At 36.7% G+C, this 24,512-nt stretch carries 24 protein-coding genes; 7 read left to right on the forward strand and 17 right to left on the reverse strand.

Annotated features, from left to right (window positions below; all coding sequences use genetic code 11):
• The first annotated feature begins 516 nt into the window (after positions 1–516).
• On the forward strand, positions 517–1,641 hold the full coding sequence (ytvI, locus tag ACFSO7_RS20335) for a sporulation integral membrane protein YtvI (protein ID WP_377879216.1): 1,125 nt from the start codon (positions 517–519) through the stop codon (positions 1,639–1,641).
• 39 nt (positions 1,642–1,680) lie between these two features.
• Here the strand turns inward: ytvI and ACFSO7_RS20340 are convergent, their stop codons facing one another.
• From ACFSO7_RS20340 to dnaE, 8 genes are all read right to left on the reverse strand, one after another.
• Positions 1,681–2,067, reverse strand: a complete 387-nt coding sequence (locus ACFSO7_RS20340) for an FxsA family protein (protein WP_377879217.1) — start codon at positions 2,065–2,067, stop codon at positions 1,681–1,683.
• A gap of 87 nt (positions 2,068–2,154) precedes the next feature.
• Positions 2,155–3,915, reverse strand: a complete 1,761-nt coding sequence (pyk, locus tag ACFSO7_RS20345) for a pyruvate kinase (RefSeq protein ID WP_377879219.1) — start codon at positions 3,913–3,915, stop codon at positions 2,155–2,157.
• 16 nt (positions 3,916–3,931) lie between these two features.
• Positions 3,932–4,891: a 6-phosphofructokinase gene (pfkA, locus tag ACFSO7_RS20350; RefSeq protein WP_377879221.1), complete on the reverse strand. Its 960-nt coding sequence runs from the start codon at positions 4,889–4,891 to the stop codon at positions 3,932–3,934.
• A gap of 303 nt (positions 4,892–5,194) precedes the next feature.
• On the reverse strand, positions 5,195–6,172 hold the full coding sequence (accA, locus tag ACFSO7_RS20355; protein WP_377879222.1) for an acetyl-CoA carboxylase carboxyl transferase subunit alpha: 978 nt from the start codon (positions 6,170–6,172) through the stop codon (positions 5,195–5,197).
• Complete coding sequence (accD, locus tag ACFSO7_RS20360; RefSeq protein ID WP_377879223.1) at positions 6,166–7,035, reverse strand: acetyl-CoA carboxylase, carboxyltransferase subunit beta; 870 nt, start codon at positions 7,033–7,035, stop codon at positions 6,166–6,168. The genes accA and accD overlap by 7 nt, the downstream gene beginning before the upstream one ends.
• 273 nt (positions 7,036–7,308) lie before the next feature.
• Positions 7,309–7,935 carry a FadR/GntR family transcriptional regulator gene (locus tag ACFSO7_RS20365; RefSeq protein WP_483861713.1) on the reverse strand — a complete coding sequence of 209 codons (627 nt, stop codon included), beginning with the start codon at positions 7,933–7,935 and terminating at the stop codon, positions 7,309–7,311.
• Positions 7,936–7,944: 9 nt separating this feature from the next.
• A complete protein-coding gene (gene ystJ / locus ACFSO7_RS20370; protein WP_377879224.1) occupies positions 7,945–9,183 on the reverse strand; it encodes an NADP-dependent malic enzyme in 1,239 nt (412 codons plus the stop codon).
• Between the two features lie 124 nt (positions 9,184–9,307).
• The gene (gene dnaE / locus ACFSO7_RS20375) at positions 9,308–12,667 is read right to left on the reverse strand and encodes a DNA polymerase III subunit alpha (RefSeq protein ID WP_377879225.1); all 3,360 of its coding nucleotides are present in this window, start codon (positions 12,665–12,667) and stop codon (positions 9,308–9,310) included.
• A gap of 156 nt (positions 12,668–12,823) precedes the next feature.
• On the opposite strand from dnaE, the gene ytrH reads away from it, so the two are divergent.
• Complete coding sequence (gene ytrH, locus ACFSO7_RS20380; RefSeq protein WP_377879226.1) at positions 12,824–13,162, forward strand: sporulation membrane protein YtrH; 339 nt, start codon at positions 12,824–12,826, stop codon at positions 13,160–13,162.
• Complete coding sequence (gene ytrI / locus ACFSO7_RS20385; protein ID WP_377879227.1) at positions 13,159–13,662, forward strand: sporulation membrane protein YtrI; 504 nt, start codon at positions 13,159–13,161, stop codon at positions 13,660–13,662. The genes ytrH and ytrI overlap by 4 nt, the downstream gene beginning before the upstream one ends.
• Positions 13,663–13,686: 24 nt before the next feature.
• Here ytrI and ACFSO7_RS20390 read toward each other — a convergent pair whose 3' ends face one another.
• A complete protein-coding gene (locus ACFSO7_RS20390; RefSeq protein WP_377879228.1) occupies positions 13,687–14,625 on the reverse strand; it encodes a DHH family phosphoesterase in 939 nt (312 codons plus the stop codon).
• Between the two features lie 107 nt (positions 14,626–14,732).
• Between ACFSO7_RS20390 and ACFSO7_RS20395 the strand changes: the two genes are divergently transcribed.
• Complete coding sequence (locus tag ACFSO7_RS20395; protein WP_377879229.1) at positions 14,733–15,029, forward strand: YtpI family protein; 297 nt, start codon at positions 14,733–14,735, stop codon at positions 15,027–15,029.
• 212 nt (positions 15,030–15,241) lie between these two features.
• Here the strand turns inward: ACFSO7_RS20395 and ACFSO7_RS20400 are convergent, their stop codons facing one another.
• The 3 genes from ACFSO7_RS20400 to ACFSO7_RS20410 all read right to left on the reverse strand — a co-directional run bounded on the left by ACFSO7_RS20400 (position 15,242) and on the right by ACFSO7_RS20410 (position 17,672).
• A complete protein-coding gene (locus ACFSO7_RS20400; protein ID WP_377879230.1) occupies positions 15,242–16,561 on the reverse strand; it encodes a DRTGG domain-containing protein in 1,320 nt (439 codons plus the stop codon).
• A gap of 94 nt (positions 16,562–16,655) precedes the next feature.
• Positions 16,656–16,892, reverse strand: coding sequence for a hypothetical protein (locus tag ACFSO7_RS20405; RefSeq protein ID WP_377879231.1), 237 nt, complete (start codon positions 16,890–16,892; stop codon positions 16,656–16,658).
• A gap of 99 nt (positions 16,893–16,991) precedes the next feature.
• The gene (locus ACFSO7_RS20410; RefSeq protein ID WP_377879232.1) at positions 16,992–17,672 is read right to left on the reverse strand and encodes a metal-dependent hydrolase; all 681 of its coding nucleotides are present in this window, start codon (positions 17,670–17,672) and stop codon (positions 16,992–16,994) included.
• A 169-nt stretch (positions 17,673–17,841) separates the two neighbouring features.
• Between ACFSO7_RS20410 and ACFSO7_RS20415 the strand changes: the two genes are divergently transcribed.
• Positions 17,842–18,936 carry a M24 family metallopeptidase gene (locus ACFSO7_RS20415; RefSeq protein WP_377879233.1) on the forward strand — a complete coding sequence of 365 codons (1,095 nt, stop codon included), beginning with the start codon at positions 17,842–17,844 and terminating at the stop codon, positions 18,934–18,936.
• A gap of 256 nt (positions 18,937–19,192) precedes the next feature.
• Here ACFSO7_RS20415 and ald read toward each other — a convergent pair whose 3' ends face one another.
• Both ald and ACFSO7_RS20425 read right to left on the reverse strand, forming a co-directional pair.
• Positions 19,193–20,314 carry an alanine dehydrogenase gene (gene ald, locus ACFSO7_RS20420; RefSeq protein ID WP_377879234.1) on the reverse strand — a complete coding sequence of 374 codons (1,122 nt, stop codon included), beginning with the start codon at positions 20,312–20,314 and terminating at the stop codon, positions 19,193–19,195.
• 186 nt (positions 20,315–20,500) lie between these two features.
• Positions 20,501–20,656 (reverse strand): hypothetical protein, encoded by a 156-nt coding sequence (locus tag ACFSO7_RS20425; protein WP_377879235.1) that lies wholly within the window; start codon positions 20,654–20,656, stop codon positions 20,501–20,503.
• Between the two features lie 119 nt (positions 20,657–20,775).
• On the opposite strand from ACFSO7_RS20425, the gene ACFSO7_RS20430 reads away from it, so the two are divergent.
• The gene (locus tag ACFSO7_RS20430) at positions 20,776–21,228 is read left to right on the forward strand and encodes a universal stress protein (protein ID WP_377879236.1); all 453 of its coding nucleotides are present in this window, start codon (positions 20,776–20,778) and stop codon (positions 21,226–21,228) included.
• Positions 21,229–21,335: 107 nt separating this feature from the next.
• Positions 21,336–21,647: a hypothetical protein gene (locus tag ACFSO7_RS20435; RefSeq protein ID WP_377879237.1), complete on the forward strand. Its 312-nt coding sequence runs from the start codon at positions 21,336–21,338 to the stop codon at positions 21,645–21,647.
• A 53-nt stretch (positions 21,648–21,700) separates the two neighbouring features.
• On the opposite strand, the gene ACFSO7_RS20440 is transcribed toward ACFSO7_RS20435, so the two are convergent.
• From ACFSO7_RS20440 to ACFSO7_RS20450, 3 genes are all read right to left on the reverse strand, one after another.
• A complete protein-coding gene (locus tag ACFSO7_RS20440) occupies positions 21,701–22,213 on the reverse strand; it encodes a MogA/MoaB family molybdenum cofactor biosynthesis protein (RefSeq protein WP_377879238.1) in 513 nt (170 codons plus the stop codon).
• Positions 22,214–22,229: 16 nt separating this feature from the next.
• A complete protein-coding gene (locus tag ACFSO7_RS20445; protein WP_377879240.1) occupies positions 22,230–23,072 on the reverse strand; it encodes an EcsC family protein in 843 nt (280 codons plus the stop codon).
• A gap of 110 nt (positions 23,073–23,182) precedes the next feature.
• Entirely contained in the window at positions 23,183–24,370 is a 1,188-nt protein-coding gene (locus ACFSO7_RS20450) for an acetate kinase (protein ID WP_377879241.1), read from the reverse strand.
• Positions 24,371–24,512 lie beyond the last annotated feature (142 nt).

Here is a 24,512-nt window from a genome sequence, read left to right on the forward strand (position 1 = left end):
AAAACATAAAGCTAATAAATGAATGATATAACCGTATCCCTTTTTCTCGATGAAATACGAGCGTTTGCTCAGGAAGAAGCAGAAAAGAAAATGCTTTCATTTTGACTTACAAAAAAAATATTTCTACTATATCCAGTAAAATATATATGAAGAAAAAAGGATATGTTTACAAGCCTATTATAAACAATTATCAGAACTTTGTGAATGACAAGAACTGAAAATGTGAAAAAATTATTATTTTACTAAAGAAAGCAGGTAGATTAAGATCTCTGTATCTTATGTCAAAAGCATCAAAAAGCATTACTCACATCGACAGAGGTATAACAACAAACTCTATCCTTCCCAGTATTCTTTAGTATTATTTTAAAATAATAATACTAATTTGTTTCTTTTACTACTATTCTGCTCATTTCCATTGAACATTCTTCATTTCAATATTAGTGACAAAAAATGCAGTTTTTTCAATAAAGTGTTAAAATGGATTATATCTATTCATAGGAAGTTAGGAGGAATTGGATGAATTTAACTTACGTTTACCGTACGTTACGTTTTTTATTGGTTTTAGCGGTTGTTATATTAGGACTTTTGGCTTTCTATTATGTTTCAAAGGTTACATATCCTTTTTTAATCGGTTTAGCCATTGCCTTTTTAATTAATCCTCTTGTTAATTTTTTTGTTGCTAAAGGAAAGATGCCTCGTGCTTTAGCTGTTCTCTTATCCTTAATCATTCTTTTTGCTATTTTCGCTGGTTTAATCACTTTATTAATTGCGGAAATTGTCTCTGGTGCTGATTATTTGGCAAGAGTTGTACCCACTCATTTAGTAACTGTCATTACTTATCTTGAACAGTTATTTGCAGGACAAATCATTCCTTTATACAATCAGCTTACAAGTCTTTTTAATAATCTCGATGCTGGTCAACAAGATACGATTATGGATAACATCCAAAGTGTTGGGAAAAAATTTGGAACAACAGTAGGTGCCTTTATCCAAAACTTCTTTGGCAATATTCCAAATATCCTCTCGTGGTTCCCAAATGCTGCAACAGTTTTAATTTTTTCTCTTTTAGGAACATTTTTTATTAGTAAGGATTGGTACCGTCTTAATTCTTTAGCTGCCCGTCTTCTTCCTAATCGTGCGAAAGCAAGTGGAAAAACGGTATTTATTGATTTAAAAAAGGCCTTATTTGGATTTATAAAAGCACAGCTAACGCTTATATCTATTACAACGGTTATTATTTTGATTGGTTTACTGATTCTTCGAGTCGATTATGCCATTACAATCGCCCTTATTTCGGGAATCGTTGATATTATCCCATACCTTGGGACAGGAGCAATATTTGTGCCTTGGATTATTTACGAAGCGATTGCTGGGGATATGAGCACTGCAGTTGGATTAGGGGTTTTATACGTTGTAGTCCTTGTCCAAAGACAGGTAATGGAGCCAAAGGTTTTATCCTCAAATATTGGATTAGACCCATTGGCAACTTTAGTATCACTTTTTGTTGGATTTAAATTATTGGGCTTTTTAGGATTGATTGCAGGTCCAGTTATTCTGGTCATCATCAGTACACTTCATAGAGCAAACGTCTTCCGTGATCTATGGGCTTTTATTATTGGAAAAGAAGAAGTGATTAAATAAGCAAAAAGCTACTCCAATTTAAAACTGGGGTAGCTTCTTTTAATTGATTATCTTTATGTTTCCTTTTCGAATTCTATTTTTAAACCAGTTTTTCATTATTTTCTTAAAGAATACTCTAGTAATTGGGACTAGTAATAGTAGACCTATAATGTCCGTAATAAATCCGGGAGTGAGTAATAAGGTACCGCCAACTAAAATACAAATTCCATCTAATAATGACTCGCCTGGAATTTGACCTGATTGTAATTGTCTTTGCAATTGATAAAAGGTAGCTAAACCTTGTTTCTTCGCAAAATAAGTTCCAAAGACTCCAGTGAGAATGATTAAAAAAATGGTCGGCCAAACACCTATGATTTGCCCAGAAGTTAATAATATGGCTATTTCAGCTGCTGGAACAACAATAATTGATAATATAAAGTATCTCAAACAACACACCCCTTTTTATACAGGCTTGTAAAATAACCTAGAACTAACTTTAATATAAAAAATAAGAGGGGAGACCCCCTCTTTTAATTATAACACGCTTGCATGTCCGTTATAAATAACTCCACGTGCTGCATCAACTGTAATTTCTTGACCATCTTTAAATAATCTAGTTGCATTTTCTACTCCAACAATGACAGGAATTCCAAGACTTAAACCGACCACAGCTGCATGGCTAGTTAATCCGCCTTCTTCGGTAATTAATGCACTACACTTCTCCAATGCAGGTACCATATCGCGATCAGAACCGATAGTGATGAGGATTGCTCCCTCTTTAATCTTAGATAGAGCCTCTTTAGCATTACTTGCCACTACAACCTTACCGTAAGCTGTCTTTCGTCCAATACCTTGTGCCTTTGCAATAACATCCCCAACAACATGAATTTTCATTAGATTCGTGGTTCCAGCTTCACCAACTGGCACACCAGCGGTAATCACAACAAGATCTCCATGCTTTACGATCCCACTGTTTACACTCTCATCGACTGCAACATCAAGCATTTCGTCGGTTGTTTTCGCCTCTTTTCCTAGCTTTGGATATACACCCCAGACAAGTGAGAGACGGCGATTTGTTGTTTCCTTTGCAGTCACTGCAACGATTGGAGCCTTTGGACGGTATTTTGAGATCATTCTTGCCGTATGACCACTTTCAGTTGGTGTAATAATCGCATTTACATCTAAATTTAGAGCTGTGTGTGCAACCGATTGTCCAATTGCATCTGTAATATTATGTTCATTATCTTTGCTTCTTGCTGAAAGAATTTCTTTATGATCCAATGCTTGTTCTGCGCGTGAAGCGATATTATGCATTGTTTGAACCGCTTCAACAGGATAAGATCCAGCAGCTGTTTCACCAGATAGCATGATTGCATCGGTTCCATCAAAGATTGCGTTCGCCACATCACTTGCTTCTGCACGAGTTGGGCGGGGATTACGTTGCATAGAATCTAACATTTGTGTAGCGGTTATGACTGGTTTTCCTTCTATATTACATTTTTTAATTAACATCTTTTGGACAAGTGGAACTTCCTCAGCTGGAATTTCAACCCCCAGATCTCCTCGTGCCACCATCAAACCATCTGAGACTTCTAATATTTCATCAATATTATCTACCCCTTCTTGATTTTCAATTTTTGGGATGATTTGAATATGTGATGCTTGTTGCTCTTCTAATATTTGTCTAATTTCAAGCACATCTGAAGATCTTCTGACGAAAGAGGCAGCTATAAAATCAATTTCTTGTTCAATACCGAATCGAATATCTTGGGCATCCTTTTCTGTAATACCAGGTAATTTGACTGAAACTCCAGGTACATTTACACCTTTTTTATTCTTTAACGTACCACTGTTTAAAATTGTTGTCTGAATTTCCTGTTTTTCTTTATCGATGGAAACAACTTCTAATCCTATTAATCCATCATCCAATAAGATTTTCGAACCAACATGAACATCTTCTAATAACCCTGGATATGTAACGGAAAATCTTTCTGGTGTGCCTTCCACTTCAGTCATAGAAATAATAATAGAGTCGCCAGACTTAAGATCAATTGCTCCATTAATCATGTTGTTTGTTCTAATTTCAGGACCTTTCGTATCTAGAAGAATAGCTACTGTTTGATTGGTCTTAGCCGCTGCTTCACGTATGTTTTTAATTCTCTGCCCATGTTCAATATGATCACCATGTGAGAAGTTTAGTCTAGCCACATTCATTCCTGCTTTGATAAGTTCAGTTAATTTTTCAACACTCTCACTTGCAGGACCAATCGTACAAACGATTTTCGTTTTACGCATTATCATTTTCCTCCAATTAAATCGATAATTCTTGTGATAGCTTAAATAAGTTTAAGTCTATTGTATGCTTACGATTTAGTATTTCAATAATATCATAATCCACCAATTGATTACGTTCAATCCCTACTGCTCTTCCACCTTTTCCTTCAATCAATAACTCCACTGCTTTTGCCCCAAGACGGCTTGCTAACACACGGTCGAACGCACTAGGTGAACCACCACGTTGAATATGACCTAAAACAGAAATACGTGTATCGATATTAGTTGCCTCTTTTAATTGCTTAGCAAACTCGGTAGCACTGCAAACACCTTCAGCGACAATAATAATACTATGTTTTTTGCCACGTTCATTCCCACTTTTTAAACGTGATGCAATTTCAGCCATATCATATTTTTCTTCAGGAATTAAAATGGTTTCTGCTCCTCCTGCAAGGCCTGCCCACAATGCAATGTCACCTGCATTTCTCCCCATTACCTCAATAATAAAGGTTCGTTCATGAGATGTTGCTGTGTCACGGATTTTATCGATTGCGTCGATAACGGTATTTAAAGCCGTATCGAATCCGATCGTATAGTCTGTTCCAGCAATGTCATTATCAATAGTTCCTGGAACTCCTACACATGGAAAACCTTGTTCAGTTAAAGCTTTAGCCCCTCTATAAGAACCATCTCCACCGATAACTACAAGCCCTTCAATTCCAAGCTTTTTCAACTGCTCAATCCCTTTTTGCTGCCCTTCTTTTGTTTTAAACTCTTCACAGCGTGCGGAATAAAGTGTTGTACCTCCACGATGAATGATGTCTCCAACTGATCCTAATTCCAATTTTTTAATATTTCCATTTATTAATCCTGAGTAGCCACCATAAACACCGTAAACTTCTATTTTATGAAAAATAGCTTTACGAACTACCGCGCGAACAGCAGGATTCATTCCTGGAGAATCGCCACCACTTGTTAATACTGCAATTTTTTTCAATTTAATATCACCTCAGATAATTCATATTATTTCATTGTAATAATAAGCTAGGTAAATTCTACATGATGGATTGACTTTTCTTATTATAAACACGAATGATAAAGAATATTTCTAAAATAACATGAAGTAACTACTATCTCAATACAATACGAGCCTTCTCTTGTCTTAAAGTGTTGATATTTATAATGAAAGCGTTTTACCTATTAAAAATGTCACAAAAAAGTCAATTACGTCTCATTTTATCTCATCAATAGAAATAGCTGACTTAAAGATGCACTCCTAGCATTTTTAAGTCAGCTAATATTATTTGATACCTATTGATTCTTTTTCGATTGAAAATTCACCAATTGCTTTGAACTTTTCATAACGATGGTTGATCAATTCTTCTTCAGACATCTTTAATAAATTGGTCAAAGATTGATATAGTATTCGATCGATTTCCTCTGACTGTTGTTTCACGTTACGATGTGCTCCGCCCTTTACTTCTGGAATGATTTCATCAATCACACCTAATTCTTTTAAATCAGGAGCAGTAATTCTCATTGATTCTGCTGCTTTCCTTGCCATGGATGCATCCTTCCAAAGGATAGATGCAGCTCCCTCCGGAGAGATAACTGAGTAAGTGGAGTTTTCTAACATATGAATATGATTTCCAACACCTAATGCTAATGCTCCACCACTACCACCTTCGCCAATAACAATACAAATCACCGGGACTTTTAAACTAGCCATTTCGAAAAGGTTTTTGGCAATCGCTTCACTTTGACCTCGTTCTTCAGCTGCTTTCCCCGGGTAAGCCCCTTTTGTATCAATAAAACAAATGATAGGTCTTTTGAATTTTTCTGCTTGGTGCATTAATCTTAAGGCTTTTCGATATCCTTCTGGATGTGGCATCCCAAAGTTTCGGCGAATATTCTCTTTCGTATCTTTTCCTCTTTGGTGACCGATTATGGTAACTGGGAGACCTCGATACTTTGCCACACCAGCCACTATCGCTTCATCGTCCCCATAGGTGCGATCCCCGTGGCACTCAAAGAAATCATTAAATAATATAGATATATAATCAAGCGTCGTCGGCCTACCTGGATGCCTTGCAATTTGTACTCGATCCCATGGCTTCATATTCTCATAAATTTCTTTTTCAAGCTTTTCTAGGCGTGCCTCAAGCTTCTCTATCTCTGTGGTAAGATCTACTTCTGCATTTCTTGTAAATTCTTTTAATTCGACGATCTTTTTTCTTAGTTCAATAACCGGTTTTTCAAATTCCAATTCTCCTACCACTCGAGCTCACCCCCTGGTTGATGGATTTCAAGTAGGTTTGTTATTTTTTCCTTCATTTCAAGTCTAGAAATAACTGAGTCCAACTGTCCGTGTTTTAGTAGGAATTCTGCAGTTTGAAAATCCTCAGGAAGTTCCTCACGAATCGTTTGTTCAATAATTCTTCTACCAGCAAATCCAATTAATGCACCTGGCTCTGCAAAATTATAGTCGCCAAGTGAAGCAAAGCTTGCAGAAACACCGCCCGTTGTTGGATGAGTCATGATCGAGATAATTAAGCCTCCACGGTCGCTAAATCTTTTTAAAGCAACACTGGTTTTTGCCATCTGCATTAGACTAAGAACACCTTCTTGCATCCTAGCGCCTCCAGATGCAGTGAAAATTATGAATGGAACGGAAAGTTCATCAGCTTTTTCTATCGCCCTTGTAATTTTCTCTCCGACAACCGATCCCATACTTCCCATTCTGAAAGTAGAGTCCATAATTGCTACTACAGTGGTAAGTCCACCGACGGTACCCGTTCCTGTAACAACCGCTTCATTAATACCCGTCTTTTGCTTGTCTTTTTCAAGTTTTTCTAGATAGTCAGGAAAATGTAATGGATTTTCAGATGTCATTTCAGCATTTATTTCTACAAAACTATTTTCATCCAAGAAGCTGTCTATGCGTTCAAAAGAATTCATTGGGTAATGGTATCCGCAATGTAAACACACTTTATGATTTTTAACCAATTCTTTCGTGTACATTATTTTCTTACAATCAGGACATTTTGACATGATACCTTCAGGAACATCTTGTTTTGCACTTTCAGAAGGTATCGTTGCATACTTTTTCTTTTTAGATTTTGTAAATAATTCCTTAAGCAAAATGAAACCTCCCTAAATAGAAAAGCGGAAGCTGCTCGTTCAGCCCCGACAAGCAAAAGACGCGATCAGGAAGAAGGCGTTCTTTGCCTTCATCCTGATTGTGGCTTTTGACCTCGAGGGGCTAGCACGCTTGCGCTAGACAGTTTATAATTACCAATATGAAACGCAGTGGTCAGACCACTTGTTTTTTAAAAATACCCTGCTCCAAGCTTGGGTTTTTTTGCTTGTCCTCTCACTATAGAACAATTTAATTACGAATATTGTTTGAATCTGTCATGAGTTTGTCGACAAATTACGCAGATTTCGGTATTTTGAAAGTACTTTCTGCTCATCACGACTCTCTAATGCAGCAATAAGTTCTTCATATAATCCCATACTGATTTCTACAGGTTTTAATTCCAGTGCTTTATAATAATCATTCAATATGAGCCAAACTCTTAATAACAGATGGTTATCTGCTAACTGGGCTACATGATAGAAAAATGATTCGTCACTATTAGAATGACTGCTAATCGTTTTTTTTAGATCAGATATAGCCGAATCCTTACCTCTTACTAAAGCAAGATTTAAACAGTCTAACTCGATACAATGCTTCGTTTCGATTACATCATTAATTGCTTTTTCATCTTGTAAAATAAAAGTACTTAATAACTGAACTAATTGATTGCCTCGGAAATCACGGATAAACGTCCCCTCTCCCCGACGAGTTTCTATAAGCCCTAATAGCTCTAATGCTCTTAAAGCCTCACGAACGGAAGAGCGCCCAACGTTCAGGCGCTCCGATAATTCTCGTTCGGAAGGAAGTTTATCACCAGGCTTAAGCTTTTCTTTCGAGATTAGCATTCGAAGCTGCTTTACAATCTCAATATAAACTTTTGATTCCATTTGTGAAGATTGCACGTTTATTTATCACTCACTCTTTCCTATTATCGCGAGTTTTCTTGTTTTATCTTTGATTGCTTCTGGATCCACTTTCAATCTTGCAACTCCAGTATCCATTGCCGCTTTCGCAACAGCAGCTGCTACGGCAGGCGCCACACGAGGATCAAATGGACCAGGGATCACATAATCCGCATTAAGCTCATCCTCACTAATAAGGCTTGCAATCGCTTCAACTGCAGCAACCTTCATCGCTTCATTAATATGAGTAGCACGAACATCTAATGCTCCACGGAAAATTCCTGGGAAAGCTAATACGTTATTTACTTGGTTAGGAAAATCAGAACGACCCGTTCCAATGACTTTCGCACCTGCTGCTTTTGCTTCCTCCGGCATAATCTCCGGTACCGGATTAGCCATTGCAAAAATAATCGAATCTGTATTCATCGTTTCAACCATTTCTTTTGTAAGTGAGCCAGCTGCCGACACTCCGATAAATACATCAGCACCTTTAATGACTTCTTCAAGACTACCTTGTAAATTATCACGATTTGTAAATTTAGCGACTTCATCCTTAATCGCATTCATTCCATTAGGGCGGCCTTCATAAATAGCCCCTTTTGTATCACACATGATAATATCTCTAACACCATAACTATAAAGAAGCTTGATAATTGCAATCCCAGCCGCACCTGCGCCGTTTGCAACAACCTTAATTTCATTAATTTTCTTCCCTACTAGTTTTAAAGCGTTTACTAGACCAGCTGCTGTTACAATTGCAGTTCCGTGCTGATCATCGTGAAAAATAGGAATATTCATTTCCTTCTTCAGACGCTCCTCAATCTCAAAGCAATTTGGAGCAGCAATGTCTTCTAAATTTACACCGCCGAAAGTAGGCTCTAATAATTTTACCGTTTCTACAATTTTATCAATATCAGTTGTATTTAAACAAATCGGAAAAGCGTCTACGCCTGCAAAGCTTTTAAATAAAACTGCCTTACCTTCCATTACAGGGAGTGCAGCTTCTGGACCAATATTTCCCAGTCCAAGCACAGCAGTACCATCCGAAACAACAGCAACCATATTCCCCTTCATTGTATAATCATAAACGGTTTCTGGCTTATCATAAATTTCCATACAAGGTTCTGCAACACCTGGAGAATAAGCTAGGCTTAATTCCTTTGCATTTCTTACTTGTACTTTTGATATAGTTTCTAATTTCCCTTTATTTACTCTGTGCATATGTAATGCTTCATCACGTAAACTCATTTGTATTCACTCCCTAAATTCGTCCAAAGAAGTTCTCACATTTTTCTTTTAAATAGGAATAAAAAGTGGTCAGACCACAAATAATCTCTTTATCAATATAACATAACTGAAAAAGTTGTAAAGACTATTCCTTTAGGATTACATTTTGCTCTCCTAGAAAGTCTTTTAATTGATTGATAAGTTGTTTTGTGGGATTTATATGAAAAACGTCTTCTAGTTTAACCGTTTTTTTGGTACCTTCATAAAATAGAATAATTCCAACCAGCCCTCTATTTTCCTTTAAAAGAGCTTTTAGCTTTTGAAGACTCTCAGACGTTTGTTTATCTTTTTCAAGTTTTAAAAATAGGGTTGATTTTGACTTTTCCTTCCCCTTTAACCATTCATTCATTTCTGTAATCTTTTGAATGATCATTTGATTTGCTTCAGAACGTCTTTCTACCTTTCCTTCTATAACCATTATGCCCCCTTGCTTCAATAGAAGCACAGACTTCTTAAAAACAGTTGGAAAAACAACTGCCTCCATTTCTCCACTAGAATCTGAAACGGTTAAAAAGGCCATTTCCTCCCCTTTTTTTGTTCGAATTTTCTTTACCTCATTAATGTAAACTCCAACTGAGATAAGTTTCGAAACCTCGTTCATTGCTAAAAGTGGAACAGCTCCAAAATGAAACAAATCATTTTCATAAACAGATACTGGATGATTGGAAAGATAAATTCCTAAAGCTTCTCTTTCTAATTTTAATTTTTCTTCAATTGATTGGGCTTCCACCTCTACATATTTTGGTTTTAGAAAAAATCCCTCATCAGAAAAGAAATCAATTTGTTCACTATTATTTGGATTGACTAACTGAGAATGCTCGATGGCCACATCTAAGCTTGCAAGGTATACCGCCCGATCCATTTTAAACTCATCAAAGCTACCAGCATAAATAAGCATTTCTATAGCCTTTTTATTAACTATTTTTGTTGAGACTCTTATGCAAAAGTCAAATAAGTCTTCATATTGTTTTTGTTTTCTTTTTTGAAAGATTTCCTTTAAAACAGTGGCTCCAATTCCCTTTATAGAGGCTAGGCTGTACCTAATGGCTCCATTTTCAACGTGAAAGGAATACCCGCTTTTATTAATGGATGGTGGCAGCACATTCATTTTCATCTGCTTTACTTCCCTAATATATCCCGCAATCTTTGAGTCATTTCCGATAGCAGAAGTTAATAATGCACTCATAAAAAATAAAGGATAACGAGCTTTTAAATAGGCTAATTGATACGAAATAATACTGTAAGCAACTGCATGGCTTCGAGGAAAACCATAATTGGCAAACTTAAGAATTAAATCATATATTTCATTTGCTACTGTTTGCGAATAACCTTTTTGTATAGCTCCAGAAACGAAATGCTCTCGTTCTTGGTCAAGTATCTCTTTCTTCTTTTTTCCAACAGCACGTCGTAAAAGATCTGCTTCACCTAGAGAGAACCCTGCCAGTTTGGAAGCGATTTGCATAATTTGCTCTTGATACACGATAATTCCATATGTTTTTTTCAAAATAGGCTCTAAATCGGGATGTGGGTATTCTATCGGCTTTAAACCATGCTTCCTATCTATAAATAATGGGATATTCTCCATTGGACCTGGTCGGTAAAGTGCATTGACTGCAACAATATCCTCAAATGTTGATGGCTTTAATTTCATTAATACTTTGCGCATACCTTCAGATTCTAATTGAAAAATACCTGTTGTCTCTCCACTCGATAAAAGCTCAAAAGTAGCTTGATCATCTAAAGGAATCTGTTTTATATCTACTTTATCCCTTGTCGATATTTTAATATTTTTAAGAATCGTTTCGATTAGTGAAAGATTTCTCAAGCCAAGAAAGTCCATTTTTAATAATCCAATATCCTCTAAATGCTCCATCGCATACTGAGTCAAGAAAACATTTCCATGACCATTCTGTATAGGAATGACGTGCACAAGTGGCTCCTCACTGATTACTACTCCTGCTGCGTGTGTGGAGGTATGTCTCGGTAAACCCTCTAAGGTTAAAGCTGTTTGAAAAAGCTGTTCATGCAGAGGATTTTCCCCGATGAAAGCACGAAGCCCCTCTGATCCTTGAAGCGCAGCGTGTAAGCTTATGCCCATTTGATTAGGAATAAGCTTTGATAATTGATCCAACTCTTTCGGATTAAATCCAAATGCCCTACCAACATCTCGTAAAGAAGCTTTTGCCGCCAAAGTTCCGAAAGTAACAATCTGTGCAACATGCATTTCACCATACTTCTGCGCAACATATTGAATCACCGAGTCTCTAGAATGATCTGGAAAATCAATATCAATATCGGGCATCGAAATACGTTCTGGGTTTAAAAACCGTTCAAACAATAGCTCATGTTCAATCGGATCAACATCAGTGATTTGCAAAACATAGGCAACTAATGAGCCAGCAGCAGATCCCCTACCTGGTCCTGTTAAAATATCGTTTTCACGTGCAAATCTCATAAAATCCCAGACAATTAAGAAATAATCGCTAAACTTCATGTTTTTAATAATTTGCAGTTCATAATTTAATCGATCCCAATACATTTGACTTGGCTTATCATCGCGAAACAAGAGCCCTTGCTTACAAATTTCTTCAAGCAATTGATCAGCGGTTTTATTTTCATCTATTGGGAATTTAGGTAAATGTTTTTGATTCAAGGTTAAAGCAACATTACATTCGGAAGCAATTCGAGCCGTATTTTTAATTGCATCTGGAAACTTCGATAATAACTCTACCATTTCACTGCTTGATTTAAAGTAATATTGATCACTTTCTAATTTCTCACGATGATCATCCCGCAATTTATCACCATTTTTTATCGCTAATAAACATTCATGTGCGAATGCATCCTTTTGTTGTAAATAAAATACTTGATTGGTAGCTACGAGCTTAATACCAGTGGAATTTGCTAAACTAAGTAGCTTATTATGGATCATTTCTTCTTTTTCACTTTGATGATTTTGTAAAGATAAATAGAAATTGCTTTTTCCAAATATATTTATATAGTAATTGACTGTTTCCTTCGCTTTCTCGATCTTATCATTTAATAAATGAAATTCAATTTCACCCTCTAGACCAGGTGAAAGTACAATTAAACCTTCATGATAATGTTTTAACCATTTTATCGGTATTCCTAATGGTGATTTCGTTTTAATCACACTAGAAATCTTTAATAGATTTTGAAAACCTTGCTCATTCTTTGCTAGGAAAACGAATGGGAAGCTTTCATCCTCCTCATTTAAAACATCTGCTGTTAACCCTAAAATAGGTTTTATTCCATGCTTCAAGCATTCTTTATAAAAAGTAATTGTTCCATACATAACATTCCGATCTGTCAAAGCAAGCGCAGGGAAACCTTTCGCCTTCGCTTCACTTACTAACTTTTCAATTTGAATCGTACTGCTAAGTAAGCTATATGCACTATAAACATGAAGGTGAATAAATGACATTTCCGTTCCTCCCTTCAAAATAAATTCTCCTTCTATTATAGAACCACATACGAAAAAAAGAAAATATGTTCTCATTTTTTATTTCTATTCTAAAACATAAACTGATCTTTTTTTCCATAAGATGTATCAATGCTAAATTAGGACAGGTGATATGTAATGAAAGAAATCGGCTTCTTTCCATCTCTTTTTGAAAGCTACTTTATTGCATTAGGAGTCATTTTAGGGGGGGCGCTCCTTGGCGGACTTGCAGCCTTTTTAACGGGACAACCTCCTTTAACAGCCATTTCACGTTATTCCTCGGCTTTAAGAATTTGGGCTATTGTTGCCGCTATCGGCGGAACCTTTGATACTGTATATAGCTTTGAAAAGGGTTTATTTGAAGGAGGAACAAAGGATCTCTTCAAACAATTTCTGTTAATTCTTTCCGCACTAGGAGGGGCGCAAACAGGAGCAAAACTTATTCTGTGGCTCACACAGGAGCATACAACATTATGAGAATTCCAACCTGGCAGATTTGGAAAAGATGGCGCCGATTTTTCACAGGGATGGCAGTAGGCGGGATCGTTAGCTGGAGCATCTTTGTTTTCATTTATGGGGTTTGGCAAGAGAAGCAGACAAAGCTCATTCATGAGCAAGAAGAAAATATTAAAGATTATAAAACCGAAAAATTAATATGGCAGGCAGAATTCCAAGCATTAAATAAAAAGAACCAAGAAAAAATGACCATCCAATCAATTAAAATGAAAATACGTAATGCTGAGAAATATAGATTAGATTTATTTAGTGTTTATCAAGTAGAGGAAAGCGTAAAAGAGGATTTAAATATTATGCTCGCAAAGGATTTGGAGACTGTTTATAAAAGCCGGGATTTATTAAAAAAAGTCATCGAAAATAAAGTCGTTAAAATAAATGGGAAAAGATACCGTCTTGAAGTAAAAGAAGTTTATATCTATACCACTTTAAATATTCAACTAGACATTCATTTAGAAAATTAAGAGAAGACCAAGGTGGCCTTCTCTTTATTTATTTAAACAAACTTCGTCCATTTCCTTTAGTACGTCTTCCGCTTGTTCCCATTGGTAAATGGATGCCCCAGCAGCCAAAGGGTGGCCACCACCTTTATAGTTTCGAGCAATTCCGTTAATTACAGGTCCTTTTGAACGAAGTCGAACGCGAATTTGATCCTCTTCCTCTATAAAAAACACCCATGCTAATATTCCCTTTACATTTCCAAGAGTTCCAACAAGTAGTGATGCTTCGGAAGGCTCCACTTCAAATCTATTTAATATCTCTTTCGAAAGGACCATGGAAGCTGCACCACTTGGACGAACTTTAAAATTTTGTAAAATATAACCGTTTAATTTAACGACATTTGAATCTAATTCATACATTCTGTCAAATAATTCAGGTCGAGAGAAATTATAATGAATTAATTCTCCCGCATATTTAAATGTTTTTTCTGCTGTACTTGGAAATAAAAATCTCCCTGTGTCCCCTACAATTCCTGCGAATAATAAACGTGCAGCTTCATCAGTCATTTTTAACCCTTTGTCACTGCCAAATAAATAAAATTCGTATATCATTTCACTGACAGAACTTGCTGCCGTATCTACCCATAATAGATCACCATACGGATCCTCATTCGGATGGTGATCTATTTTAATTAGCTTGTCGCCTAGCTTATAGCGATTATCACAAATTCTCTCTTCATTAGCCGTATCACATACAATGATTAAAGCCCCTTGGAACATTTCATCAGAAATTTCATCCAATCGACTCATATAGTGCAATGATTTGTCCTCTTTTCCTACTGCATAAATATTTTTATTAGGAAAAGAAGTCTTCAATATTTCTACCAACCCACATTGTGAACCGTAGGCGTCTGGATCTGGTCTTACATGTCGATGGACGATAATCGTTTCATACTGCCTGATAGCTTCTAAAATTTGCTCTTTCATGGAAATTCTCCTTTTTATAGAGTAGAATCTTTATTGTGGTAGCAATTCCGTTACATTATCGTTAAAATATACATGACTATCGATTTTTTTGTTGGAGGAGATTTCAAATGCCTTTTTTAGTAGCTTTTATTGTCATTTCTTTCGTATTTTATATTTTTTATAAAGTAAAATATGTTCGGAGCAAACAACCATATGAAAGAAGATGGATTTCAGCCAAATCTAGTATGGCACTGGGACTATTTGTTGCCTTGTTTGGAGTAAATCAACTGTTTCTTTTCCATACGACTGTAACCTACATCGTTGCTGCAATCTTTATTGTCATGGGTGTTTCAAGCATTTGGACAGGTTGGAAAGCTTATAAACATTTTCTTCCACTTGCGATAGAGGAAGCAGAAGGAAAATAATAAAAGCAAACTTTTTTCGACTTCGAATAATGTCCGGCGCAAGCGGCCTAGCCCCGACGTACAGGATGTACTAGTGTCGACAATGCGACAGGACGTCGCGCCCTTGTCGACCTCGAGGTCAAATGTTTGCCACCCAAAAAGTCAAAGAACGACTTTCTTGGTGGCGAAGCATTTGCTTGTCGGGGCTTACAAGTGCGCTTCCGCTTTTCTTATTAATTCCGATCAATTAATTGACACATCATCATCGCTTTACCGACTAGTGTCCCTTCGTAGAAAACCTCCACATCTACTTTTCCAAATTTACGACCCACTTCTAGCACTTTCGGATAAATTTCTAACATGCTATCAATTTGTACTGGTTTTATAAAATAGATCGTCATATTTTCAACAACTAGATCGCCTTTTTTGTATGTACGTAACACGCGATTGGCCGCTTCCGTTACAATGGTAGTAAACACACCATAAGAAATCGTCCCAAGATAATTGGTCATTTGCGGCGTGACTTCACATTGATAAACTTCCTCACCTTTTGCTTTTCCACTAATTAAAACAAGCTGGCTTGTGACTGTATCATCAATCGTTTCTCCCACTTGGGGTTGCCTTTGAATCATCTGAAGTGCTTTCAAAACATCTTGTCGACTAATTATCCCTTCTAATCGATTGGAATCATCGACAACCGGTAGTACTTCAATTCCTTCCCATACCATCATGTGAGCTGCAGAAGCAACACTTGTTTTTCCACTAACAGTCATTGGGTGCTTCGTCATTATTTTATCAATATGGGTTAACTCGTCTTGCCCAAGTATATCTTTTGAAGTAACCATTCCCTGGATTTTCCGATTTTGATCAACGACAGGGAAACGACTATGCTTGGATTCGCGATTAAATTTATGCCAAGATGAAGCTGTATCATTTAATTTTAAATAAATCGTTTCATCTAGTGGAGTAAGAATGTCCTCAACAAGAACAATTTCTTTTTTAATCAATTGGTCGTATATGGCTCTATTAATCATCGTTGCAACTGTAAAGGTGTCATAACTACTCGAGATAATCGGTAATTGTAGTTCATCAGCTAATTTCTTAACATGATCATCTGTATCAAATCCACCAGTGATTAACACTGCAGCTCCTGCCTTTAGAGCATACTCGTGTGCTTTCGTTCGATTTCCTACGATTAATAGATTTCCTGCTTCTGTATAACGCATCATCGCATCTAGCTGCATCGCGCCAATGACAAACTTATTTAAAGTTTTATGTAGTCCCGTTCTTCCGCCCACTACTTGTCCGTCAATAATATTGACAATTTCAGCATAGGTGAGCTTTTCAATATTTTCTTTCTTTTTCCGTTCTATGCGAATGGTTCCTACACGTTCGATGGTACTAACATAACCTTTATTTTCCGCCTCTTTGATTGCGCGATATGCGGTTCCTTCACTTACAGACATCGCTTTTGCAATTTGGCGAACGGATATTTTTTCCCCGACTGGAAGTGAATCAATGTATTGAAGAATTTGTTCGTGCTTTGTCGCCATACGTCCACCTGCTTAAAATTTGGTATCTTTATTATAAAGTGAACATATGGCTCGATTCAATGTTATTCCTCTATACTCTTATTATTTATCATTATTAATCTCCATATTGTACTCTTTTTTCTGTTTTTCTAAGATTACCTTTTGATTTTATTCGTTTAGGCGAATACAAAATAGCTGTTAAATTTCCTGCAATAACAAGCAAGGCAAGGATTAACCAGCTTATAGTAAAGATTCCTTCTGCCCCTTCAGAAAAAATTGAAAATCTAGGAACAGCATAATACAATAACAGCCCACCTAATAATAGACATAATATATACCGATTTTTCTTCATACTTATTCCTCCTCTTTTCATAGCTTGTTTCATATGTATGCAGGTTTTGTAGAAATAAGAATGCAACGGAAATAATTGAGTGAGTAATTGATTGGTCGTTTAAATCTCCAAATGTTCTCCAGCTTGAAGTATGACTCCATTTTGATCTTCTAGTAATTCAATAAATTTTTGTGGATCCTGCTTGATAGGAGGAAATGTATTGTAATGGATTGGAACAATTTTATTAGCTTTTAATAATTTTGCCGCATATGCTGCATCCTCTGGCCCCATCGTAAAGTTGTCACCTATCGGTAAAAAAGCAAGATCGATTGGATGCCGATCACCGATTAATTTCATATCTGAGAATAAAGCAGTATCCCCAGCGTGATAAATGGTTTTACCTTCAACTGTTAATAAAATTCCTGCGGGCATTCCACAATAGATGATCTCTTTATTCTCCGTCGTATAACTACTTCCATGGAAAGCTGGGGTAAGTTTAACTTTGCCAAAATCAAACTCATAAGCGCCACCTATTGACATTCCATGAACATTGACACCTTGCCAGCTTAAAAAAACAGCAAGTTCATGTACAGCAATAACAAGCGAATTATTTTTCTTTGCTAACTCTGCGGTATCCCCAACATGATCATTATGGCCATGCGTTAAAATAATGATATCTGGTTTTACCTCATCCACCTTTAAATCTGTTAAGCTATTTCCTGTAATAAAAGGGTCAATTAATATTGTTTTTCCGCTCGTTTCGACCATTACAACAGAATGTCCATGATATGATACTCTCATCTTTCAAACCTCCTATTAATTGTTAAAGTCTATTTTCCACAAAAGTTCATCTTTTCCTTCATGAAAAAGAAATATACCAATAAATTCAACCTTTATAATTTTACTTTTTGACCGAGACTTGCTAATCTCAATAAGTAAAGTTCTTTTAATTTTAGAGGGGGGCTTAAGTATGAACGAAAGAATTCAGAAAGTTTCCAATTGGATGAAGGAATCTGATATACAACTTACCTTCATTACTTCTCCAGACAATGTTTTTTATTTTAGTGGATTTTTAAGTGATCCTCATGAACGCCTATTAGGTATAGCAATCTTTCAAGATGAAGAGCCATTCTTAATTTGTCCAGCTATGGAAATAGAGGATGCAAAAAGAGCTGGATGGCAAGGTGAAATCATTGGCCACAGTGATATTGACCGCCCTTGGGAACTCGTTCAGGCTACTATCGCTAAGAGAAATATTTCACCAAGTAAGGTAGCCATTGAAAAAGAACATATGAATGTAGAACGCTATGAAGCAATTACAAATCTATTTCCGCAGGCACAATTTTATTCTGCTGAGGAAAAAGTACGAACTCTTCGCCTAGTGAAAGATGAGTTCGAATTAAAGAAATTACGTGAGGCTTGTACACTCGCTGATTATGCAATTGAAATTGGGGTACAAGAAATTAAAGAGGGTAAAACGGAATTAGACGTGCTTGCTGCTATTGAGTTCGCCTTAAAGAAAAAAGGCGTTAATGAAATGTCTTTCTCAACTATGGTTTTAACAGGAGCAAATGCCGCCTCTCCACACGGTACACCAGGAATGACGAAAATTCAAAAAGGTGACTTGGTCCTCTTTGACTTAGGCGTCGTCGTTGATGGATATTGTTCAGATATAACGAGAACAGTGGCTTATGGTGAAATCAATGAAAAGCAAAAGGAGATCTATCACACGGTGCTTAAAGGTCAGTTAGCAGCGTTAGAAGCTAGTAAACCAGGTAAAACCTGTGCGGAAGTTGATTTAGCTGCTAGAAATATTATCCGTGACGCTGGCTACGGCGAATTCTTCCCCCACCGCCTTGGACATGGCTTAGGTATTAGTGTACACGAGTTCCCATCCTTAACAGAAACCAATTCGCTACTATTAGAAGAAGGAATGGTTTTCACCATCGAACCAGGAATTTATGTACCTAATGTAGCAGGTGTTCGGATCGAGGATGATGTATACGTTACTAGCAATGGAATCGAAATATTAACAAAGTTCCCGAAAGAACTTGTGACGGTATAATAAAAGCGCGGGACGCCTTGATTAGCCCCGACAAGCAAATGCTTCGCCTGCCGAGATGTGGTTCTTTGACTTTTTGGCTGACGAACATTTGACCTCGAGGTCGACAATGGCGCGACGTCCTGTCGCATTGTCGACACTAGTACATCCTGTACGTCGGGGCTAGGACGCTTGCGCTGGACATTTTTCGAAGTCCGAAAATGTTATACTTATCTTATAAATAAAAACCGAGGGAAAATCCCTCGGTTTTCTTTACATATTAGTGTTGCTCTAATAATGTTTTTGTATCTTTATGTTCAAGGTTCAGCCCTTCAGCAACAGCTTTGTACGTTACAAAACCTTCTAAAGTATTGATTCCTTTTAAAAGAGCTTCGTTATCAAGAGCAGCTTGCTTATAGCCTTTATTAGCAATTTGAACGGCATATGGTACTGTTACATTTGTTAGTGCCATCGTTGACGTACGTGGTACTGCTCCTGGCATATTAGCTACAGCATAGTGAACAACCCCATGTTTTGTATAAGTTGGGTTATCATGTGTTGTAATACGATCCGTTGTTTCAAAGATTCCACCTTGGTCAATCGCAATATCAACGACTACAGAACCAGGCTTCATCGATTTAATCATTTCTTCCGTTACAAGCTTCGGTGCTTTAGCACCAGGAATTAAAACGGCACCGATGACTAAATCAGATTCTTTTACCGCTTCAGCAATATTATAAGGATTAGACATTAAAGTTGTCACATCAGATCCAAAAATATCATCTAATTGACGAAGTCGTTCTGGGCTTAAGTCAATAATTGTTACTTTCGCACCTAGACCGATTGCCATTTTAGCTGCATTCGTTCCAGCAACTCCACCACCGATGATGGTAACTGTTCCACGTTGAACGCCAGGGACTCCAGATAGAAGGATTCCTTGTCCACCATGAACTTTTTCTAAGAATTGGGCACCAATTTGAGCTGACATTCTTCCTGCTACTTCACTCATTGGTGTTAATAATGGAAGAGCTCCATTCGCTGTTTGCACCGTTTCGTATGCAATTCCAACTACTTTATTATCAATTAAAGCTTTTGTTAATTCAGGCTCTGGAGCAAGGTGTAAATATGTAAATAAAATTAATCCCTCACGGAAATATGTATATTCACTTGGAAGTGGTTCTTTAACTTTCATGACCATTTCCATTGACCATGCTTCTTCAGCTGTTTCAACAATTTTTCCACCGGCAGTGAAATAATCTTCGTCAGTAAATCCTGAACCTAGTCCAGCACCTGTTTCAATAAATACTTCATGTCCAAACTTTGTTAGGTTTACAACACCAGCTGGAGTCATCGCCACACGATTTTCATTATTTTTTATCTCTTTAGGTACCCCAATACGCACAATGCATACCTCCTAATATATTTTAATTATTTTGTTACATATCCTATGCAAACACTTACATTTTACCAAACATCGTACTAAATAAATAGTATCAAACCATGTTTTCATGTTGAAATTATACATCTTCTGTGAGGATGATAGAAAAACAGGCTGTTGATTTTAAATTCCAGCCTGTTTTTCAACATATTAAAGTTCAGTTTGCCCTTCAACCTTATTATAATCTTGATCCTGTTCGCCAACAAAGCCACTATTATATGCATTCATAATCTGCTCTGTCACTTGGCTTGTCCCCTCTTCTTCGTAGAACAAATTATTTTGTTCATTAGATTCACGTTTTTTCAAGCTGAATTTCTCCCTTCTTTAATAACTTCTTATATATTTTTCGAAAATTCGCCACAGATATTCATTGTTATATTTTGTATAATTTAAAGTATAGAACATGATTAATAGGAGTGGTAAACATGACGATCACTTACAAAAATATTTTAGTTGCTGTTGATGGATCAAAAGAAGCTGAATGGGCTTTTAAGAAATCAATTGAAATTGCAAAGAGAAACAATGCGAAGCTTATATTAGCTCATATTGTTGACACAAGAACGTTTTCAACGGTTGAAGTGTACGATGCTACTATCGCTGATAGAGCTGATCGTTATGCGGGAGAGTTAATGGAGGGATATAAGGAACAAGCTATTGCAGCCGGAATCACCGATGTCACATACAAAATTGACTATGGTTCTCCAAAAGTTATCATTCCTAAAGATTTAGCTAAAACCTATCATGTAGATTTAATCATCTGCGGTGCAACTGGATTAAATATGGTAGAGCGATTCTTTATGGGTAGTGTTTCAGAAAATATTGTACGATACGCCCCTTGTGATGTTTTAATTGTTCGTACGGAAAAAGATGAGGAGTAATGACAAGCTTGGAGAATTCTCCAAGCTTTTTGATTTGTTTCTATAACAACCAAACAGAAAATTGTAGTAAACTAGGAACAGAACCTTAGTTGGAGGTAGTTAAAAAAATGAATTTTTTTCAATTTGATCCTAGACTTGGGATTAATATTCCACATTTAATTAATGATTGGGATAATTTTAATAAAGAAACACAGGAACTCATTTTATTTCAATGGGAAAAAATAAGAGGGGCAATTCCGGATCGGATTGCTTATTTAGAAAAAAATATAAATGAGAAACAAAACGCACTTTCAGACGAAAGTAACTTTTTGAAATCTTGTCAACTAAACAGCGAAATTGCAGAATTAGCCTCTATCATTAATGATCTATGGCTTTGGTATCGTACGAATCAAGATTTATCTGGTAAAGCTCATTTATAATGTTTATCACTACTTTAAAAGGTTTGGCAAATATCGCCAAACCTTTTTTTAATTTATATATCTTTCTTTAATTCTTTTACGACATGCCCTAACTCAGGAAGAATTAATTTATTCATCGCCAATCGAACAGCCCCAGTTGATCCTGGAGTAGAGAATACAGCTGTATTATGGATCACTCCTGCAATTGCTCTTGAAAGAATTGCTGCTGATCCTATGTCTTCTTGATAGCTTAGGAATCTAAATAATTCACCAAAGCCACTTATTTCTTTTTCAAAAAGCTCGCGGACCGTCTCAATAGTTACATCTCGCTTTGCAATTCCCGTTCCGCCATTAGTTAACACCACATCAATTTCTTCGCGAAGGCAGCCATTTAATACAGCGGTTTTAATTGCCTCTCCCTCATCTTTTACAATTTGATAATCTATCATAATATGCCCTGACTTCTCAAGCATTTCTTTCATGAGCATTCCACTCTTATCCGTTTCCTTAGTACGAGTATCACTCACTGTGATAATTTTACAGCGTACACTGGATGGTGCCGTCTTCTTATGTTCTTGTAAACTCATTTTTCATACCTCTTCATTAAAATAGATCATTCTCCTGTTTATTAAGTAAATATCTCATTTGATAGTAATGCTGAGCAAAATCCGTTACCTTTTTTGTTAAATAATAATTGGAACCAGCCCCTATCGCGATACTAACGAATGGAATTCCCTTCAACAGCTTTCTACGGAACGCTAGAATAGCTAAGCCTTTAAACAGTTGCTTAATTGGCTGCTCTACCCAAGAAACATCGGTTAATTTTTCATTTCCTTCAAAAAAATATTCATGCGCATCATTTAATTCTGATTTTAGCTCCTGCCAACCAGCCATTTGTAAACGTGGTGGCAAAGAGGCAATATGAAATACCTTCAATGAAGTCATCATTTCAAAAGGCGTATTTACTTCATAGCCAAAGGACATCGCGATTAATTGTACGGCTCTCAAATTAATGACAGCCATTGCGGGTAAATCCGCACCTAAAAGCATCGTCCCCCCAGTCCCAGAAAGCCCTCCTTGAACAAAGGAATATAATCGATGTCTTGAAACTTGCTGCCGAACAATATAGGTTAATTGATCGATTTCTAGTTCTCTTAAATCTGTAATCGTCTCAATTTGAGGGTTAAAAATCCGTCCAAATGAAAGGATACGTTCCTTCGCATCCATTTGAAATTGAGAACCTTGGATGAATGCATGCAAATGGAATAACCATTCATCTAACAAAGAAAAAAATTGAGTTTGAATATCGTCTGGAAGTAAGGAAAATGCTCTTTCTATGTATTTCTCATAGGTTAATTCGAAGTCATTCGGTTGATAGTCAAATAACTTATTTTCCCATTCCATTAATTCATTCTTCAATTTTTGATCCCTTTCTGTCCATAGCATGATGATCCACCCTCCTAGAAATAACACTATTTACCATAGTATAGCATATAGGCTCATGTTTCTTTAATCCGATATGGAAAAAAGGCAAGGATGTTCCCTGCCTTAAAAATTTATTTAGACAATCTAACCACGTCACGAGCAATCATAACCTCTTCATTCGTCGGAATAACCATTACTTTTACCGGGGAATGTGGGTAGTTGATAAACCGCTCATTTCCCCTGGTTTTATTTAATGTTGGATCCCAATACACGCCCATAAACTCAAGTCCTTTTAAAACACGAGCCCGAATCACATCGCTGTTTTCTCCAATTCCCGCTGTGAAAATAATAGCATCTACCCCACACATTCTGGCAGCATAGGAACCAATATATTTATGGATACGACTTGCAAACACTTCAAGAGCTAATTCTGCACGATGATTTCCTTGTGATGCTAATTCCTCGATGTCTCGCAAATCACTTGATAAGCCTGAAACCCCTAACATCCCGCTTTTCTTGTTTAATACATCCAATACTTGATCCGCGGTAAAACCTGTTTTCTCCATTATGTACGGAATGAGTGCTGGGTCAATATTGCCAGAACGAGTCCCCATTGTAACACCAGCTAATGGTGTAAACCCCATCGATGTATCAATGGATTTTCCACCTTCAATCGCTGCTATGCTTGCCCCATTTCCTAAATGACAGGAGATTAGTCTAATTTGTTTGAGGGGCCTTCCTAGCATATGTGCCGCTCTTTCAGATACATACTTATGCGATGTTCCATGGAATCCGTACTTTCGGATTCCATATTTTTTATAATATTCATAAGGTAAGCTATATAAATAGGCATTCTCTGGCATTGTTTGATGAAAAGCAGTATCAAACACAGCAGCTGCAGGAACGGATGGGAGTACTTGCTTAAACGCCTTAATCCCAGTAATGTTCGCGGGATTGTGTAAAGGGGCTAAATCAGAAAGTTCCTCGATTTGTTCTAATACTTCATCTGTGAGCAAAACAGAATCTGTGAAGATTTCACCTCCATGTACGACACGATGTCCAATTCCCTCAATTTCGTCCAATGATCGAATAATTCCTAAGTTGGTTAACTTATCCAGTAGCATACTAACTGCAACATCATGATTGGGAATATCAGTCGTCTCTTTCATTTTTTCACCGTTTACTGAGATCGTAAAAATGGAATCTGGTAAACCAATCCGCTCAACAATTCCATTTGTAATCACATCTTCATTTGGCATTTCAAACAATTGGAATTTCAACGACGAACTACCTGCATTGATAGCAATAATTTTTGCCATTCATTTTCACTCCTTAAGTCACACTTATGTATAAAACGAAGCATCTCTTTGTATTCTTTCCTGTTACAGATTCTCAATTCACCTTTTCATTACTGTATCACCTACATTACAACCTATTCCAGTAAATATAATCACTTGTAAA

It is taken from the genome of Bacillus sp. CGMCC 1.16607 (genome assembly GCF_042683745.1).
GTDB lineage: Bacteria > Bacillota > Bacilli > Bacillales > Cytobacillaceae > Pseudoneobacillus.

Bases quoted from the DNA above. Each gene is read 5' to 3' on its own strand.
- ytvI (WP_377879216.1), top strand. From the start codon at position 517: ATGAATTTAACTTACGTTTACCGTACGTTACGTTTTTTATTGGTTTTA.
- pyk (WP_377879219.1), bottom strand. From the start codon at position 3,915: ATGCGTAAAACGAAAATCGTTTGTACGATTGGTCCTGCAAGTGAGAGT.
- ystJ (WP_377879224.1), bottom strand. From the start codon at position 9,183: ATGAGTTTACGTGATGAAGCATTACATATGCACAGAGTAAATAAAGGG.
- dnaE (WP_377879225.1), bottom strand. From the start codon at position 12,667: ATGTCATTTATTCACCTTCATGTTTATAGTGCATATAGCTTACTTAGC.
- ytrH (WP_377879226.1), top strand. From the start codon at position 12,824: ATGAAAGAAATCGGCTTCTTTCCATCTCTTTTTGAAAGCTACTTTATT.
- ytrI (WP_377879227.1), top strand. From the start codon at position 13,159: ATGAGAATTCCAACCTGGCAGATTTGGAAAAGATGGCGCCGATTTTTC.
- ACFSO7_RS20390 (WP_377879228.1), bottom strand. From the start codon at position 14,625: ATGAAAGAGCAAATTTTAGAAGCTATCAGGCAGTATGAAACGATTATC.
- ACFSO7_RS20395 (WP_377879229.1), top strand. From the start codon at position 14,733: ATGCCTTTTTTAGTAGCTTTTATTGTCATTTCTTTCGTATTTTATATT.
- ACFSO7_RS20400 (WP_377879230.1), bottom strand. From the start codon at position 16,561: ATGGCGACAAAGCACGAACAAATTCTTCAATACATTGATTCACTTCCA.
- ACFSO7_RS20405 (WP_377879231.1), bottom strand. From the start codon at position 16,892: ATGAAGAAAAATCGGTATATATTATGTCTATTATTAGGTGGGCTGTTA.
- ACFSO7_RS20410 (WP_377879232.1), bottom strand. From the start codon at position 17,672: ATGAGAGTATCATATCATGGACATTCTGTTGTAATGGTCGAAACGAGC.
- ACFSO7_RS20415 (WP_377879233.1), top strand. From the start codon at position 17,842: ATGAACGAAAGAATTCAGAAAGTTTCCAATTGGATGAAGGAATCTGAT.
- ACFSO7_RS20430 (WP_377879236.1), top strand. From the start codon at position 20,776: ATGACGATCACTTACAAAAATATTTTAGTTGCTGTTGATGGATCAAAA.
- ACFSO7_RS20435 (WP_377879237.1), top strand. From the start codon at position 21,336: ATGAATTTTTTTCAATTTGATCCTAGACTTGGGATTAATATTCCACAT.
- ACFSO7_RS20440 (WP_377879238.1), bottom strand. From the start codon at position 22,213: ATGAGTTTACAAGAACATAAGAAGACGGCACCATCCAGTGTACGCTGT.
- ACFSO7_RS20445 (WP_377879240.1), bottom strand. From the start codon at position 23,072: ATGCTATGGACAGAAAGGGATCAAAAATTGAAGAATGAATTAATGGAA.
- ACFSO7_RS20450 (WP_377879241.1), bottom strand. From the start codon at position 24,370: ATGGCAAAAATTATTGCTATCAATGCAGGTAGTTCGTCGTTGAAATTC.